15 protein-coding genes are annotated in these 15,701 nt (G+C 37.6%); 4 read left to right on the forward strand and 11 right to left on the reverse strand.

All coding sequences use genetic code 11. The features are described 5' to 3' along the window. Positions 1-84 precede the first annotated feature (84 nt). Positions 85-228 (forward strand): entericidin A/B family lipoprotein, encoded by a 144-nt coding sequence (locus tag ACN19N_RS12055; RefSeq protein ID WP_269228578.1) that lies wholly within the window; start codon positions 85-87, stop codon positions 226-228. 124 nt (positions 229-352) lie between these two features. After that, the gene (gene dapE, locus ACN19N_RS12060; RefSeq protein ID WP_087548326.1) at positions 353-1,486 is read left to right on the forward strand and encodes a succinyl-diaminopimelate desuccinylase; all 1,134 of its coding nucleotides are present in this window, start codon (positions 353-355) and stop codon (positions 1,484-1,486) included. Positions 1,487-1,536: 50 nt separating this feature from the next. Here the strand turns inward: dapE and ACN19N_RS12065 are convergent, their stop codons facing one another. The 6 genes from ACN19N_RS12065 to pilG all read right to left on the reverse strand — a co-directional run bounded on the left by ACN19N_RS12065 (position 1,537) and on the right by pilG (position 10,664). Beyond that, entirely contained in the window at positions 1,537-1,992 is a 456-nt protein-coding gene (locus ACN19N_RS12065) for a hypothetical protein (RefSeq protein WP_269228579.1), read from the reverse strand. Between the two features lie 11 nt (positions 1,993-2,003). Further along, on the reverse strand, positions 2,004-7,031 hold the full coding sequence (locus tag ACN19N_RS12070) for an Hpt domain-containing protein (protein ID WP_420001408.1): 5,028 nt from the start codon (positions 7,029-7,031) through the stop codon (positions 2,004-2,006). A 156-nt stretch (positions 7,032-7,187) separates the two neighbouring features. After that, positions 7,188-9,275 carry a methyl-accepting chemotaxis protein gene (locus ACN19N_RS12075; protein ID WP_420001409.1) on the reverse strand — a complete coding sequence of 696 codons (2,088 nt, stop codon included), beginning with the start codon at positions 9,273-9,275 and terminating at the stop codon, positions 7,188-7,190. A 47-nt stretch (positions 9,276-9,322) separates the two neighbouring features. Further along, entirely contained in the window at positions 9,323-9,859 is a 537-nt protein-coding gene (locus tag ACN19N_RS12080) for a chemotaxis protein CheW (protein ID WP_269228582.1), read from the reverse strand. 39 nt (positions 9,860-9,898) lie between these two features. Continuing rightward, the gene (locus ACN19N_RS12085; RefSeq protein ID WP_004664659.1) at positions 9,899-10,261 is read right to left on the reverse strand and encodes a response regulator; all 363 of its coding nucleotides are present in this window, start codon (positions 10,259-10,261) and stop codon (positions 9,899-9,901) included. Between the two features lie 19 nt (positions 10,262-10,280). After that, positions 10,281-10,664, reverse strand: coding sequence for a twitching motility response regulator PilG (gene pilG / locus ACN19N_RS12090; RefSeq protein ID WP_004652356.1), 384 nt, complete (start codon positions 10,662-10,664; stop codon positions 10,281-10,283). Positions 10,665-10,944: 280 nt separating this feature from the next. Between pilG and ACN19N_RS12095 the strand changes: the two genes are divergently transcribed. Continuing rightward, entirely contained in the window at positions 10,945-11,601 is a 657-nt protein-coding gene (locus ACN19N_RS12095) for a hypothetical protein (RefSeq protein ID WP_269228583.1), read from the forward strand. 190 nt (positions 11,602-11,791) lie between these two features. Beyond that, positions 11,792-13,507 carry a proline--tRNA ligase gene (locus tag ACN19N_RS12100; RefSeq protein WP_269238403.1) on the forward strand — a complete coding sequence of 572 codons (1,716 nt, stop codon included), beginning with the start codon at positions 11,792-11,794 and terminating at the stop codon, positions 13,505-13,507. 57 nt (positions 13,508-13,564) lie between these two features. Here the strand turns inward: ACN19N_RS12100 and ACN19N_RS12105 are convergent, their stop codons facing one another. The 5 genes from ACN19N_RS12105 to ACN19N_RS12125 all read right to left on the reverse strand — a co-directional run bounded on the left by ACN19N_RS12105 (position 13,565) and on the right by ACN19N_RS12125 (position 15,674). After that, positions 13,565-13,900: a YegP family protein gene (locus ACN19N_RS12105; protein WP_269228585.1), complete on the reverse strand. Its 336-nt coding sequence runs from the start codon at positions 13,898-13,900 to the stop codon at positions 13,565-13,567. A gap of 147 nt (positions 13,901-14,047) precedes the next feature. Further along, on the reverse strand, positions 14,048-14,392 hold the full coding sequence (locus tag ACN19N_RS12110; RefSeq protein ID WP_420001410.1) for a zinc ribbon domain-containing protein YjdM: 345 nt from the start codon (positions 14,390-14,392) through the stop codon (positions 14,048-14,050). 66 nt (positions 14,393-14,458) lie between these two features. Then, positions 14,459-14,800 carry a DUF488 domain-containing protein gene (locus tag ACN19N_RS12115; RefSeq protein ID WP_420001411.1) on the reverse strand — a complete coding sequence of 114 codons (342 nt, stop codon included), beginning with the start codon at positions 14,798-14,800 and terminating at the stop codon, positions 14,459-14,461. A gap of 29 nt (positions 14,801-14,829) precedes the next feature. Next, positions 14,830-15,165, reverse strand: coding sequence for a hypothetical protein (locus tag ACN19N_RS12120; RefSeq protein ID WP_420001412.1), 336 nt, complete (start codon positions 15,163-15,165; stop codon positions 14,830-14,832). A 62-nt stretch (positions 15,166-15,227) separates the two neighbouring features. Beyond that, positions 15,228-15,674, reverse strand: coding sequence for an SRPBCC family protein (locus ACN19N_RS12125; RefSeq protein WP_420001413.1), 447 nt, complete (start codon positions 15,672-15,674; stop codon positions 15,228-15,230). Positions 15,675-15,701: the final 27 nt, after the last annotated feature.

The raw sequence follows: 15,701 nt of genomic DNA on the forward strand, positions 1-15,701 counted from the left end.
ACTTCTACTATCAAACCATTATGTTTATTTTCTGCATTTTTTCTTAGCCTCTAAGAACATCATAATTACATTTAAACGGAGAAGATGATGAAAAAAATCTTAGTTGCTTCAATCATGGCTACTTTTGTTTTAACTGGTTGTAATACATTTAAGGGTTTTGGGCAGGATGTATCTAAAGCAGGTGACAAAGTTACTCAAACTGCTGAAAAAACTCAGGATAAAATGTAATTTTAGTGAATACCCTTCGCAAAACCTTATCTAAACATAGATAAGGTTTATTTTTGCATACCTTTCTCTATCATATTCCCCTATTATATCGGTTCAGATTTCACCAGATTTAACCACATCTCGCATGAACCATTCCGATACTCTTGAACTTAGTTTACAGCTCCTACGCCAACCTTCTGTTACCCCTGTTGACCATGATTGTCAAAATATTATGGCCGAGCGTTTAGCAAAAATTGGCTTTAATATCGAAAACATGCGTTTTGAAGATGTTGATAACTTATGGGCACGCAGAGGCACTACAGCACCTGTTTTTTGTTTTGCAGGTCATACAGATGTCGTTCCTACAGGCCATTTAGATGCTTGGAATTCAGATCCATTTTTACCAAGTATCCGTGATGGTAAATTATATGGTCGTGGTTCAGCAGATATGAAAACAGCACTGGCTGCAATGGTGGTTGCATCTGAACGTTTTGTTGCGAAGCATCCGAACCATAAAGGTTCTATTGCATTTTTGATTACATCTGATGAAGAAGGTCCTTCAATCAACGGAACAGTGAAGGTCATTGAAACTTTAGAAGCACGTAACGAAAAAATGAACTGGTGCTTGGTAGGCGAACCATCGAGCACACATCAATTAGGCGATATCGTCAAAAATGGTCGTCGTGGCTCTTTGAATGCTATTTTGACTGTTCATGGCAAACAAGGACATGTGGCCTACCCTCATTTAGCAGAAAATCCTATTCATTCAGCATCGAAGGCTTTAACTGAACTGTGCGATACTGTTTGGGATAATGGTAATGAATATTTCCCTGCGACCTCTTTCCAAATTTCAAATATACAAGCTGGAACAGGTGCAACCAACGTAATCCCAGGCACACTAAAAGTTACTTTTAACTTTCGCTACTCAACTGAAGTGACAGCTGAAATTCTCAAACAACGCGTACTTGAGACTTTGGATAAATATAATTTAACTTATGATATTCAGTGGACACTATCAGGTTTACCATTCCTCACCCCTGTTGGTGAATTAGTGAATGCTGCAAAAACAGCGATCAAAAATGTGACTGGTGTTGAAACTGTTCTATCAACAAGTGGTGGAACGTCAGATGGTCGCTTTATTGCACCTACGGGCGCTCAAGTTCTAGAATTAGGCGTATTAAATGCAACAATCCATCAAATCAATGAGCATGTAAATGTCGATGATTTAGAGCCACTTGCTGAGATTTATGAGCAAATTTTAGTTGAATTACTTGCTTAACATACAAGTTGAGGCAATAAAAAAGGAACTCTTTTGAGTTCCTTTTTTATTTATAACCCTAGTTGGGTTTGAATATTTTGTAGATGAGGGACATAAAACTGTTTTTCCCCAATCTTGACATATTTAAATACGTTATTGTCATCAATGTCTTTTTCTTCATCTACAATTTCAGAAATACGTAAACGAATAGATTCAGGCATTTCATTACAAACCAAAGCAAATCGTTCTGAAACGTCATCACCTTCAACTACCAACGCTACCCCATTTTTATTTGCTGGATCATTTACAGCATAAATAGGAAGCTTGAGATCATGCCATTCAACATGATCAATATTGGTTTGTGTATCCATAGCTGATAACACGATATTCTGTGGTAGCAGCATCGGAACTTTTTCATGACATTTAATAATATAAGCGTCAATAAACCCTGTTGATACCGTAATTAAATGTTGTAACTCTTGTTGGTCAATTTGCCCCAAACCTGAGCTTGCGCTTTTTTTTACCATTAATTTTTACCTCATGAGCGCACTGTTAGTAAACTTTCAATATTTTCCAAGAGTGTTTCTTCTTGGAATGGTTTACCCATATATTGACTTACACCAAGTGATAAAGCACGTTCACGATGCTTTTCACCCGTACGTGATGTAATCATGATAATTGGTAAATCGCGATGTAATTCATGATGTCGAACAAGGTTTGTTACTTCGAAACCATCCATGCGTGGCATTTCAATATCAAGTAACATCAAATCTGGCTTAATGGTTTCAAGCTGCTCAATCGCATCCACACCATCTTTCGCAGTCACAACATCATAACCTTGACGCTCTAATAGACGCGAAGTTACCTTACGTACAGTTACTGAGTCATCGACGATCATAATCAAGCGACGTTCATCATAACGCTGTTTGGTATAAGTTTCATCAGCCTGTTTACTACGTGCTGTAGACTGTGCTTGTCGAGCAATATTTTGACCATCTAAGATCAAACATACCTGACCATCACCCATAATCGTCGCACCAGCAATCACCCCGATGCTTGAGAACTGTTGTCCAATAGGTTTTACAACAATTTGTCCACGAGAACCAATTAACTGATCAACAAGTAATGCTGTCGTTTGTCCCTGTGCACCTTTAACCAACAATACAGGCAATGAGTGAACAACCCCATGCAAACGAGGAATCGGCTGCCCAGCAACAAACTCAGATAAATAACGTAAACGATAGCTTTCTTGATCGATCTTGAAATAATCGTCTTTACTTTCAAAGTATTGTTCTAATGCTGCAGGTGAAATACGAACAATACGGTCAATTTGTGCAAGTGGGAAGGCAAACTGTTGATCGCCCGCTTTTACCATCAAGGCATCACTTACAGCTACTGTAGTCGGTACTCGAATGGTAAATGTTGTTCCTTTACCTAAAACAGAGTTCACACTCACATGACCGCCAAGCGCTTTAATATCGCTCTGAACTACATCTAGACCAACACCACGCCCAGAAATTTGTGTAACTTGTGCAGCCGTACTAAAACCTGGATGGAAGATAAATTGCAGAATTTCTTCATGTTCAAGTTTCTGCTCTTTAGTCATTAAACCTGTTTGAATCGCTTTATCTTTAATGCGATTCACATCGATACCTTTACCATCGTCACTAAATGTCACAACAATATCAGTACCCTGACGACCAATGTCTAAAACGATATGTCCAGTTTCTGGTTTCTTCGCTTGTAAACGTTGCTCTCTGTCTTCAATACCGTGGTCAATCGCGTTACGCAACATATGTTCAAATGGCGCAACCAATTTTTCCAAAATACTACGGTCTAATTCACCCTCAGTATTGTTAACAATTAATTCTGTTGGTCGGTTTAAAGTCGATGCTGTTTGACGAACAATACGTTGTAAACGTGGCAATAATCGAGAGAATGGTACCAATCGGGTACGCATCAAACTTTCTTGAATTTCTGCTTGAATACGAGATTGTTGTAATAACAAGCCTTCAGTATCACGGATCTTCTCAGAAAGCGTGGTCTTAAAGTCAACCAAGTCCGAAGCGGATTCCGCAAGAGATTTTGACAACTGATTTAAAGATGAATATTGGTCCATCTCTAATGGGTCAAAATCTGCGTAGCGAGAGTTCTCACCACCATGACGTGCAATAATTTGACTTTCTAACTCACCTTCCATTCGGCGTAACTGATCTGCCAAACGTTTGATCGCGAGCTCCATCTCCGTTAACGTACCACCCAATTGACCAAGGTCCATTTCGATACGCGAACGGTTAATCGCATTCTCACCTGACAAGTCAATCATTTTCTCAATGACGTCAGCAGAGACACGAATCATCTCATTATTTTGTTCAATACGTTCGGTTGTTTCCCATTCACCTAACATTGATGGAGGTTCAGTACCATCACCTTGAACAAACTCCATTGTATATTCTGGAGTGAAAATATCTTTAGCTGAGAGCTTTTGTGGAAGTTGTGCTGAAACATCAACAAACTCCATATTCTCTAAACTTTGTTTTAAGCCGTCAAAGTTTGCATACTGACGTTTGAAAATCGCATCACTCAACCAAGCCAATGCTGTATTGAGAAGATTATCGTAAACATTTGAATTGAAATGATGTACACCAAACTGTTCAAATGCATTCTCGAGATGATAAGCAACAATCGCAATTGCATCTAACTCAGCCATACGTGCACCACCTTTTAAACTGTGGGCATTACGTTGTAACTGTAAGAGCAAACTACGATTACCACGTTGATCAAACCATTGTCTTAATAGACCTTTGGCTTGTTCAAGTAATTCTTCCGCTTCTTCTAAGAATGTTTGCTCAACAAGAGAACGAACATCATCATCAAGGGCAACTTCACGAACAATTTCAGCATTTGAAGTATCTTCTAGAACTTCTTGAGCTTCGACCAATGAGAATTCATCAATTGATAAGTCCGTGAGATCATCCGTTTCGATCACAGCGGCAACATGATTTTCGGCTACAGGCTCAAAAGTAACAGGTGATGACGAAGTAAAATCAATAGATTGATCTGCTTGCTGAAGCAACTGAAGTACGTGTGTAGCTGGATAATCGACTTGTTTATCACGAATAGTTTGAATTCGATCTGCAATATCATCTTGTACTGCACGAATGACTGCGATTAATTGTGGGTTCGGTTGTAACTGCTGATTGATTAATTTCTCATAAATTGTTTCCAATTCATGTGCAATTAAACCAATATGACCTGCTTGAATCATATTTGAACCACCTTTTAAGGTGTGCAAATATCTCATCAAGTTTTTCAATGCACCTACATTTTGTTGATCAGCTGTCCATGTATTTAGATCAGCATCAATACCAGCCAATAACTCATCAGCTTCTTCAAGGAAGATATCTAACAAGTCTGGATCAAAGTCACGATTTGAATCACTTGATTGCAAGCTTTGTTTATCTAAAGCGAATTGTGCAGCTAAATCACCCACATCAACAGCATGATGTGTTTCAGTTCTTAACGTATTTACAAAAACAGTCGAATCAACCGTGGTTTCCACTGTGGCTGTATTCAAACTATCCAATTCTTCAACGTCATCAACAGGAATAACCATTGATGCAACACTTGCTGAATCTTGGTTTGCTAATACACTCAACGCATGTGTAGCTGGATAATCGACTTGTTTATCACGAATAGTTTGAATTCGATCTGCAATATCATCTTGTACTGCACGAATGACTGCGATTAATTGTGGGTTCGGTTGTAACTGCTGATTGATTAATTTCTCATAAATTGTTTCCAATTCATGTGCAATTAAACCAATATGACCTGCTTGAATCATATTTGAACCACCTTTTAAGGTGTGCAAATATCTCATCAAGTTTTTCAATGCACCTACATTTTGTTGATCAGCTGTCCATGTATTTAGATCAGCATCAATACCAGCCAATAACTCATCAGCTTCTTCAAGGAAGATATCTAACAAGTCTGGATCAAAGTCACGATTTGAATCACTTGATTGCAAGCTTTGTTTATCTAAAGCGAATTGTGCAGCTAAATCACTCACATCAACTTTGTTACTAGACGGCTCAAATTCAGCAATCGGTGCTTCAACTAAACCTGCTTTTTGCTCAGTTACAGGCGCTTCCAAGAACTCAATATTTTGCTGTGTAAATAAACTCAATTCATTTAATATAAGTTCATGTGCCTTTGTCAAAGTCACACGCTGCCCTGCAGCCAAGGTATCAAACAATTGAATGAACTGTTGATGTACCTGATAATACAGCTCAAAAGCATAATCAAGATTCAGTAAATCTGGCTTAAATAACAAATCTTGATAACTAGAACGTAACAAACTTGTATATTGATACATACCAATCGTCGCATGATGATGGGTATGTTCTAATAAAGTTTCAGTTTGCTGACTTAACAGTTGAATATATTGAGGAAATTCAGTACGTGCACGCTTCTCAAAATCAAACTCAACGTCAAGAAGATCATTAATATTCAATTCTAGTAATTGTGAAACTAAACCTTGTGGACGTAAAGATTCGCCTTGTTTTTCTTCTAATTGGAAATCGTAACTATCCCATGCAACATTGAAAGTATTATAAATTTCTTCAAATTTCTGTTGCGAACCTTGGTGTTTCAACGTGTGCAAATAGTCACGAACAAACTGTGCATAGTGTGTCAAAAGTGCCGTTTCATCAGAACTTGAATCAAGCTCTTCTTGCAATAATGTTTTGAATAAATTTTCAACTTTCGAACTTGCTTCAAACACATGCTCAACATGCGCCATAGCAGAACTGCCACGTAGAGTATGAAGCGCTCGAATTAGCGTATTATAATTATCATTTGTCGGACGATCATTTAGTAAAAATTGATCGATCGTAGTCAAATGATCTTCTGCTTCTTCCAAGAAAATCGATAATGTTTCTTTGATTAACGCTTCATCATCTAGTGGATGACCTATAAATACAGATTCTGAATCTGCGACATCAACAGTCTTCTCTTCTACGACAGTATCCACATTTACGGATATCAATTCGAGACCAGTTTCAGCGTTATCATTCAGCATATTCGATAATTGTAATAACTCAGCTAGCGCTGGTTCTATACTAAGTTGCTGCTGTAGTTGCTGACCTAATAAAACCAAAGGTTTTAAATCTATCTGATGTTTTTGAACCAATTTAAAATCATGTACAAGTTTAAAGCGGTAGATATTAAAAACCGCTTTTACATAATGTTGAATATCTGAATTCAACAACACTGTCCCTGCAAGTACTCGATTTAAAGTATCTTCAACCGTCCACGCCAATTCACCTGAAGATTTGGCGCCAACCATCCTTCCAGAACCTTTTAAGGTATGGAAATGTCGGCGAATATCTGTAAGCACATCTTGTTGATTTGGCTGTTCAATCCATTGACCGATTAATGGCTCTAATTCAACAAAGATTTCATCTAATTCTTCAATAAAAATTTCAAGAATTTCTGCATCTTGCTCAAGATAACTATCTTCAGGAAGCGTCATCGTTTCAACTAACGTTTTTAATATTTCTTTCATAGCGGCTTCTTTCGTTTTTATCCACTAATTGTGGCTAAAAATTACGTGTATCTATCACACAAGATGTAGCTCCATGTTAGTCATCATCTTGTAGAGATATTCTACATCTCTTCAAAAAAGGGAAAGGACAGATATGCTCTGCCTCCCCTTTGCTGCTTATTCAGGTAGCTTAAAGTCAGTTACAGATTCACGTAATGATTCAGCCATATTTGCCAATTCAGAAACCGAACGAGCTGTATCAAACGTTGCTGTCGTCGTTTGTGACGTAATTTCTTGTACAACATTCATCGTTGTTGCAATGTGACTTGCTGATGCAGACTGAAGTTTTGCTGCATCAGAAATGCTCGCAATTAATTTAGCCAAATCACCAGATACCGTTTGAATCTCATCAAGTGCAATACCCGCATCTTTTGCCAAGTTCGCACCACGAACAACTTCTGATGTCGTTCGTTCCATTGAAATAACGGCTTCGTTCGTATCTGTTTGAATGGTTTTTACTAAGCTTTCAATCTGTTTCGTTGCTGATGCAGAACGTTCTGCAAGACGTTGTACTTCATCGGCTACGACTGCGAAACCACGACCTGCTTCACCCGCCATGGATGCTTGAATCGCTGCGTTTAATGCCAAGATGTTGGTTTGGTCGGCAATATCATTAATTAAGGATACGATGTTACCAATTTCTTGAGAAGACTCACCCAAACGCTTAATACGCTTTGAAGTTTCTTGAATTTGTTCACGAATGTTATCCATACCTTCGATCGAGCGGTTTACAACTTCTGCTCCATTCGATGCAATTTGTACAGAACGTTGTGCTACTTCAGCAGACTCGGATGCATTCGAAGATACTTGGTCAATCGACAATGCCATTTCGTTCATCGCTGCTGATGCACCCGCAATTTCTTGCGCCTGATGTTCAGAAGCTTCTGCTAATTGGTTGGTAATATCTTGAGTATCTTGAGTATAACGAGCAACTTCTTGAGATGTTTCAGTGATTCGAGATACAAGGTCACGTAATTGATCAATTGCGAAGTTAATCGAGTCGGCAATCGCACCAGTAAAATCTTCTGATACTGTTGCATATGAACGTAAATCACCATCTGCTAAGTCGGCAATTTCATCGAGTAAACGTAAAATTGCATTTTGGTTACGGTCATATTCATCTTGTAGACGAGTTACACGTTCTTTATCTGTATTACTACGTAAAGCAAGTAATTGTAGTGCAGAGAAAATCAATAGACCTAACGCACCAATTAATACGACACCCGCAATAACGTTACCCCAACCACCCTCTGCTTTGTTAGATAAATCGTTTAATGACTTTAATAAGGCATCAGATTGAGAAAAGATTTGCGAAGATGCTTGGCGTACACGAACAATTTGGTTTGCGTTTTGTAATACTGTTGCTGCCGCTGATTTCAATACCGCATCATAATCAGATTTAATACTATCTACAGACTCACGTAAATCAGGAGAAGCAATACGATCTACACCAAGTTCTGTACTACCATTTAATTGTGCATTTAAATAAACACCAAAGGTATCAATATCTGCTCCAAAGTCGTTTGCCGAAACGTTTGAGTTATCGGTACCAACTAAAACAGAGTTAATCGAACGTAAAATACGTTCAGCAATAAACACTTGGTTTTTTGTGATAATTACCTGACTACTTGACATGTTCTCACGAACCATCTGATCAACCATCAAGTTATATTCAGCCTGAATTTCAGGAATCGTTTCACTGATCGAAATGTTTGTATCGTATAATTGATTAATGACTTTTTGTTGCGAAGCAATTAACTCAATGTTCTTAGAAACACTCGTCCAAAGTGCATTTGCTTTTTTGTACTCTTCTGAACCAGTACCATATACACTTTCAACCGTCTCTAAGTTCTCAGCAAAACGCTTTTCAGATTCAACTAAGCTTTTCATTGCTTCAGGTGTACCAGATGCCGTTGCCTCGGTTGCCTGACGAGAAATCATCTGAGATAACAAGCGTAACTCACCCAAACTACGAGTTAACTGGTTATGACGAGGAACACTCACGAATAAATAAATTAAGAGGATAACTGCAAGAGCTAAAGCACCAATCGCACGGTATAGAATTGGTTTCGACTTTTCAGTTTCACCAAATAAGCGAGAAAACTGATCAATTTGCGTTCGAGCATTCTCTAAAAATGCACCACCATTCTTAAGACCAGTACTATCACCACTACTACCATTTTTCTTTTTAAGTTTAAAGCCCATGTCAGCTTCTCCCCTGAATACGCGTTTATTTTCCGTAGCGTATCAAATTAGTTTATAAATTTTATTGATGCATTCATATATTGAGGATTTTGCAACAACCGACTCAGTAAAAACACATGCCATTGCTGATTATGTTGATGGAAGTATCCCTGACAATAATCTTTCAATTTATTATCTAGATCAGCACTTTGTGAAAAGAAACTCTTTTTATTAAAGTGCTGAATCCCAAGAACTTGGTCGACAACCAAGCCAACATAATGGTCTTGATGGCTAATGCATATTACTTTTTGTGTTGGTGAAAACTGACTCCGTTGTCCTGAAATAAAATGTGTTAAATCAGAAACTGAAAGCAATCGACCACGAATATTTGCCAAACCACGTACCCATGCCTGAGTATTAGGAACAGGGGCATATTTTGGAGGATAAATCACCTCCGAAATTTCCCCTAATGGTGCAACAAAATATTGCCCTAACATCTCAAATGCGATACCAGACCAACGGCTGACTTCATTTTGAGTTGAAGCATATTGTTTGTTGCCTCGCTTGGATAAGCGAAGCAATTCGATAAATCCATTTGCTGCCATACCCTATCCCGTATTGAGTAATGAAAAGGCTCGTACGAATTAACTTAATAATTGTTTAATCACATCAATTAGCTGTTGCTCATCAATCGGCTTGGTCAAATAATCACAAGCACCTTGACGCTTACCCCAAACACGATCTGTTGCCTGATCTTTGGTACTTACGATCACAACAGGAATATGCTGCGTGTCTTTACCTTTGCTAATTTGGCGTGTCGCTTGGAAACCATTCATTCCTGGCATTACCACATCCATTAATACGAGATCTGGTAGTTCTGCTTGGGCCATTGTGACACCGTCAGCGCCATTGGTTGCTTCTAAAACTTCATAACCGTGCTTAGTCAAAATTTCTCTAAAGCGAAATGTTTCAGTAGGTGAATCATCTACAATAAGTATACGAGCCATTTTTTCCTCAATTTAAATTTTATGCGCTAACGTGATTACGAATCGCATTTAACAGCTCATCTTTACTAAATGGCTTAGTTAAATATTCATCAGAACCCACAACACGCCCTTTAGCCTGATCAAACAAACCGTCTTTGCTTGACAACATAATCACTGGGATATTTTGATAATTTAAAGAATTTTTAATCAGTGCACAGGTTTGATAACCATCTAAACGAGGCATCATGATATCGACGAACACGATATCAGGATTTGCTTCTGCAATTTTTGATAATGCTTCAAAACCATCAACAGCGGTGATCACCTCACAACCTTCTCGTTGTAAAAGCGTTTCAGCTGTACGACGAATCGTTTTTGAATCGTCAATCACCATTACCTTCAAATTTTGAAATTTATCTTCCATTTAATTGTCCTGCCCCATTCACTCAATACAAATTATGGTTGGTTTAATTTGTTTTATACAGATCAGTTGATATTTTTAACATATCTTTACTTGCATTATCAATGAGGTTTTTTGAACCAACCTGTCAGTTTTTGATAACAATAACAAATTGCTCACACTTTTCGTCAAATTCCTAAATTTTTTGTATACTAACTATTTTTAATTGTCTAAATAGCTACTAATATACAACTGATTATTATTTAAAAATAAGTGATTTAGTTAACTTTTTCCGGGGAATGTAATGACTGGTTCGTTAAAGTGCGGTTTCGGCATTAGCCACTTTACAACGATTGCTCGTAATTACATTTGCGCGTTTTTTTTATTGATTTTTTGCAGTTCAAGTTTTGCAGCTACAGAGCAGCCTAGAGCTGTATGGTATCGTTATTATGATAAAAATGGTGTGGCTAATGTGAGCACATCAGTTACGCCTGAACATATTCGTTATGGTTATGAAGCACTTGATCGTAATATGCAAGTGATCAAACGCAACCGTGCTTATAACGCAACAGTAGATGTACAACAATCTTCTCGTCGCGAATCTATGGCACGTCAACGCGAACAAGATATGAGATTAAAACGTGCTTATGGAAATACAAAAATAGCGGCAACAAAAAGAGATCAAATTTTGGCTAATTTGAAAAAGCAACTTAATTATCAACAAGAACAATTACAACAGCTACAACAAGACAAAATTGGATTTAAGCGACAAGAGATGGAATATCATCGTAAGGGAGAAACGCTCCCCGCTCAACTCAAAAACAATTTGGACAATAATGCCAAGAATATTGAAAATGTAAAAAGAACAGTAGAAAGTTTACGTAATGCATATCATAAAACTGAAACAGATTATGTTGATATTATTAACCGTTTAAAAAATATTGAACAAGAAACACAATAGACTTAAAATTTTTCTTGCATGGTCTCTCAAAAATATTAAATCTAACTTTTCATAGTTTTAATTCATTCAGCTTGCTTTAGATTACACGAAATTCAATGATTCATGTCATAATGCCAATTGCTTAAAACTGAGTAGATGATTTTGCTCGTTTGAGTATTTCTAAATAACACTTAACTTTAGGACAGTTTCCATGCGCGCAAGCCGCTTTTTATTTGCAACGTTAAGAGAAACCCCAAATGATGCTGAAGTCATTTCGCACCAGCTCATGTTACGTGCGGGGATGATTCGTAAATTAGCTTCTGGTTTATACTCTTGGTTGCCCATGGGAACACGTGTTTTAAAGAAAGTAGATGCGATTGTTCGCGAAGAAATGAACCGTTCAGGCGCATTAGAAGTATTTATGCCTGTCACTCAACCTGCTGCGCTTTGGGAAGAATCTGGTCGTTTTGAACAATACGGTCCAGAATTACTTCGTTTCAAAGATCGTCATGATAATCCATTCGTGCTTGGTCCTACTCATGAAGAAGTCATTACAGATTTGGCACGTAATGAGCTGAAAAGTTATAAGCAATTACCGGTAAATTTCTATCAAATCCAGACTAAATTCCGTGATGAAATTCGTCCACGTTTCGGTGTAATGCGATCTCGTGAATTTATTATGAAAGATGCTTATTCTTTCCATGCAACTCAAGCATCGCTACAAGAAACCTATGATGTCATGTATGACACCTATAGCCGTATTTTTACACGCCTTGGGCTAGATTTTCGTCCAGTACAGGCAGACACAGGTTCTATTGGTGGTTCTGCTTCACACGAGTTTCATGTACTTGCTGCAAGTGGCGAAGATGATATCGCATTTTCCACTGAATCTGATTATGCCGCTAACGTTGAAATGGCAGAAGCATTGTTAGTCGGTGAGCGTGCTGCGCCTGCTCAAACAATGACCTTAGTCGATACACCAAATCAGAAAACAATTGCCGATGTTTGCAAATTTTTAAACAGTGATGCAAAACTATCTGTAAAAGCTTTACTTGTACAAGGTCAAACAGATGAAATTGGCAATACACCAGTTGTTGCTCTATTCTTACGTGGTGATCACGAATTAAATGATATTAAAGCTGAAAAGCATCCTTTAATTGCTGCACCTTTAGCATTTGCAACTGAAGCACAATTAGAACAACACGGTTTAACAGCAGGTTTCTGCGGTCCACAAGGTTTAGTTGAAAAAGGCTTAACCGTGATTGTGGATCGTGCTGCATCCGTATTATCTGACTTTGTTGCTGGTGCAAATGAAGTCGATAAACATGCGACAGGTGTGAACTGGGAGCGTGATGCAAAATTCACCGAAGTTTATGATTTACGTAATGTTGTTGAAGGCGACCCTTCTCCAGATGGTAAAGGTACACTTCAAATCAAACGTGGTATTGAAGTCGGTCATATTTTCCAACTCGGTACAAAATACTCAGAAGCTTTAGGGTGTAAAGTACTCGGTGAAGATGGCAAACCATTCACTGTTACAATGGGATGTTATGGAATTGGTGTAACACGTGTAGTTGCAGCGGCAATTGAACAAAATTTTGATGACAAAGGAATTATTTGGCCTCAAGCGATTGCTCCATTCGACATTGCGATTGTGCCAATGAATGCGCATAAATCACCTCGCACCCTTGAAGCAGCTGAAGCGCTTTATGCTGAATTACAGGCTCAAGGCTATGATGTATTGCTTGATGATCGTAATGAACGCCCAGGAGTAAAATTCTCTGATCTTGAATTAATGGGTATTCCTCATCGTATTGTCATCGGTGAAAAAGGTCTTGATGCAGGCACTTTTGAGTACAAAGGTCGTCGCGATCTTGAAGCAAGCAATTTAGGTAAAGATGAACTCTTAGCTAAACTTGTAGGCTAATCTTTATCCTAGTAATAAAAAAGCCGTTTAATAATAAACGGCTTTTTTATTGAAAGCTTAAGCTGTTAGATCTTTGATTGTTTCTGAAGAGCCGTTATTTTTAACAGATTCTATCCCTTTATCACGAGATTGTTCAGTTGCATAAAGCTGACTTGTACCAATCACCTGATGATTAGCCGCCTTTAAATTAAAATAAGCTTTATCATTTTTTGAGGTTAGTTTTTCATAGCGCGCTTCATCTGAACTATTTTTTTGAACGGATGCAATCCCATTTAAAGCGGATGCTTTGGTTTTGTAAAGTTCACTATTCAAAATAGCTTCACCATTCCCAGCCTTAAGTACAAAACGATATTGACCATCACTTGCTTGATTTACCTCAAACCATCCTGCCATAAATACCTCTTTTATTTGAGTTGTTTTGATTGTTATAGCTTTATTTATAGATTATTTTTTATACCAATAGAAAATGATTTATTGTTCACTTTTGGTAAGTTTTTTAGTCGCAAAGGGGCACTGACATACCCCCTTAAATGATTTGAACTAAATCTTTTTTACAAACTCAGATTTCAATTTCATTGCACCGATCCCATCGATTTTACAATCAATATTATGTCCATCATTCGCATCGAGTAATAAACGGATACTTTTCACTTTCGTTCCAACTTTAACTACAGATGATGAGCCTTTGATTTTTAAATCCTTTATGACAGTGACGCTATCACCATCAACTAAAATATTACCGTTAGCATCTTTAATAATCTCTTGTTGTTCTGAAGCAGATGTCTCCCCTTCTTTCCATTCATGTGAACATTCAGGGCAGATCAATAAGTCGCCATCTTGGTAAGTATATTCTGATTGGCATTTTGGGCAGTGTGGGAAAGACATAAAAACATCTCAAAACCACTATTATGATCGATAGATGCATTTTTTCAAAATTTAAGCTTGAATAGCTTATCCAATTAAGTAATTTTTAAGTACTAGGGCATGATTAAACTTAGGATCTTTAGCTGCGTAAATGAGTGTTACTTGCTGTTGCTGTGCCATGTCTCTAAGCTGATTTACATAAGGGTTTTCTTTAAGCTCTCCATAATACCCTTCCTGAAAACTCAGCAAATGTCCAACCTTATGACAAAACGCTTTTCTCAATTCAGCTGAGGGGGCAATATCTTTAAGCCATAAATCTAAATGTGCCTGCTGTTTCGATATTCCCATTGGCCATAATCGATCTACTAATATACGCTGTCCATCAGTCGCTTCTAAAAGATCATAAATACGTTTAATCTCAATTTTCACATCAGCCTACCCCACATCTCACAATTTTTTCAGCTTTCCATTGAAATATCAACAACCTGCCCTTTTGAATCAAAACTAACGCAGATAACGTAATTTGTGATCTCATCTGGTAAGGTGAAATCTAAAATTTCATAACTTTCCAGATCACCATCATCCCATCGTGAATCTAATACCAGTAACCCTAAAATTTGCAATAAATTAGGTTTTGATGTGTCAAAATATTTTTCCCAATATTCAGGTTCAACTTCTTCAAGATGATGTTGAATAAATAACTCCACACTATCTTCTGCTTGTTGATTTTCTAAAGCTTCGCGCATGGCAATACGAGCTAATTGTTCTCTATGTTCAAGAATTTCTTCAGACATAATATTCCCCAATATGATTAAATATTAAAAATTTAGCTAGTTTGAATTAAGCTAAAGAGTTGTTATTCATTTGGAATTTCAGCTTGAATCAGTAACCCCAATAAATAAAGAGATTCCTGCCAACCTAAATAACACGCTTCAATAGGAATAATATCAGGTATTCCCTCTTGAATAATATGCACTTCGGTTCCTACTGACACCGATTTTAATTTTATTGTGACCTGAATTTCACCTAGTAAATTAGGATCATCGAACTTATCGGTATAGCGTAATAATTCATTCGGAATAAGCTCAATGTACGTCCCTCCAAATGAATGAATTTGTCCAGTTGAAAAGTTAGTAAATGACATTTTGTATGCTCCACCCTCTTGCGGGTCTAAGTGATGGATTTTGGCGGTAAATCCATGAGGTGGCATCCACTTTACCAAGGCATCTGGATCGAGAAAGGCTTTAAAAACACGAGCTGGTGGTGCATTAAATACATGATGTAGTTGTACTGTTCCGCTCATTATTATTCTCCGACTAAGTTATTTTTA

The sequence above is a fragment of the Acinetobacter sp. LF10 genome (assembly GCF_048585715.1).
Lineage (GTDB): Bacteria > Pseudomonadota > Gammaproteobacteria > Pseudomonadales > Moraxellaceae > Acinetobacter.

Excerpts from the sequence above, each read along its gene's own strand:
- pilG (WP_004652356.1), bottom strand. The coding sequence starts at position 10,664 with ATGGAAGATAAATTTCAAAATTTGAAGGTAATGGTGATTGACGATTCA.
- ACN19N_RS12110 (WP_420001410.1), bottom strand. The coding sequence starts at position 14,392 with ATGTCTTTCCCACACTGCCCAAAATGCCAATCAGAATATACTTACCAA.
- ACN19N_RS12125 (WP_420001413.1), bottom strand. The coding sequence starts at position 15,674 with ATGAGCGGAACAGTACAACTACATCATGTATTTAATGCACCACCAGCT.
- ACN19N_RS12075 (WP_420001409.1), bottom strand. The coding sequence starts at position 9,275 with ATGGGCTTTAAACTTAAAAAGAAAAATGGTAGTAGTGGTGATAGTACT.
- ACN19N_RS12065 (WP_269228579.1), bottom strand. The coding sequence starts at position 1,992 with ATGGTAAAAAAAAGCGCAAGCTCAGGTTTGGGGCAAATTGACCAACAA.
- ACN19N_RS12080 (WP_269228582.1), bottom strand. The coding sequence starts at position 9,859 with ATGGCAGCAAATGGATTTATCGAATTGCTTCGCTTATCCAAGCGAGGC.
- ACN19N_RS12105 (WP_269228585.1), bottom strand. The coding sequence starts at position 13,900 with ATGGCAGGATGGTTTGAGGTAAATCAAGCAAGTGATGGTCAATATCGT.
- ACN19N_RS12085 (WP_004664659.1), bottom strand. The coding sequence starts at position 10,261 with ATGGCTCGTATACTTATTGTAGATGATTCACCTACTGAAACATTTCGC.
- ACN19N_RS12055 (WP_269228578.1), top strand. The coding sequence starts at position 85 with ATGATGAAAAAAATCTTAGTTGCTTCAATCATGGCTACTTTTGTTTTA.
- ACN19N_RS12070 (WP_420001408.1), bottom strand. The coding sequence starts at position 7,031 with ATGAAAGAAATATTAAAAACGTTAGTTGAAACGATGACGCTTCCTGAA.
- ACN19N_RS12100 (WP_269238403.1), top strand. The coding sequence starts at position 11,792 with ATGCGCGCAAGCCGCTTTTTATTTGCAACGTTAAGAGAAACCCCAAAT.
- ACN19N_RS12095 (WP_269228583.1), top strand. The coding sequence starts at position 10,945 with ATGACTGGTTCGTTAAAGTGCGGTTTCGGCATTAGCCACTTTACAACG.
- dapE (WP_087548326.1), top strand. The coding sequence starts at position 353 with ATGAACCATTCCGATACTCTTGAACTTAGTTTACAGCTCCTACGCCAA.
- ACN19N_RS12120 (WP_420001412.1), bottom strand. The coding sequence starts at position 15,165 with ATGTCTGAAGAAATTCTTGAACATAGAGAACAATTAGCTCGTATTGCC.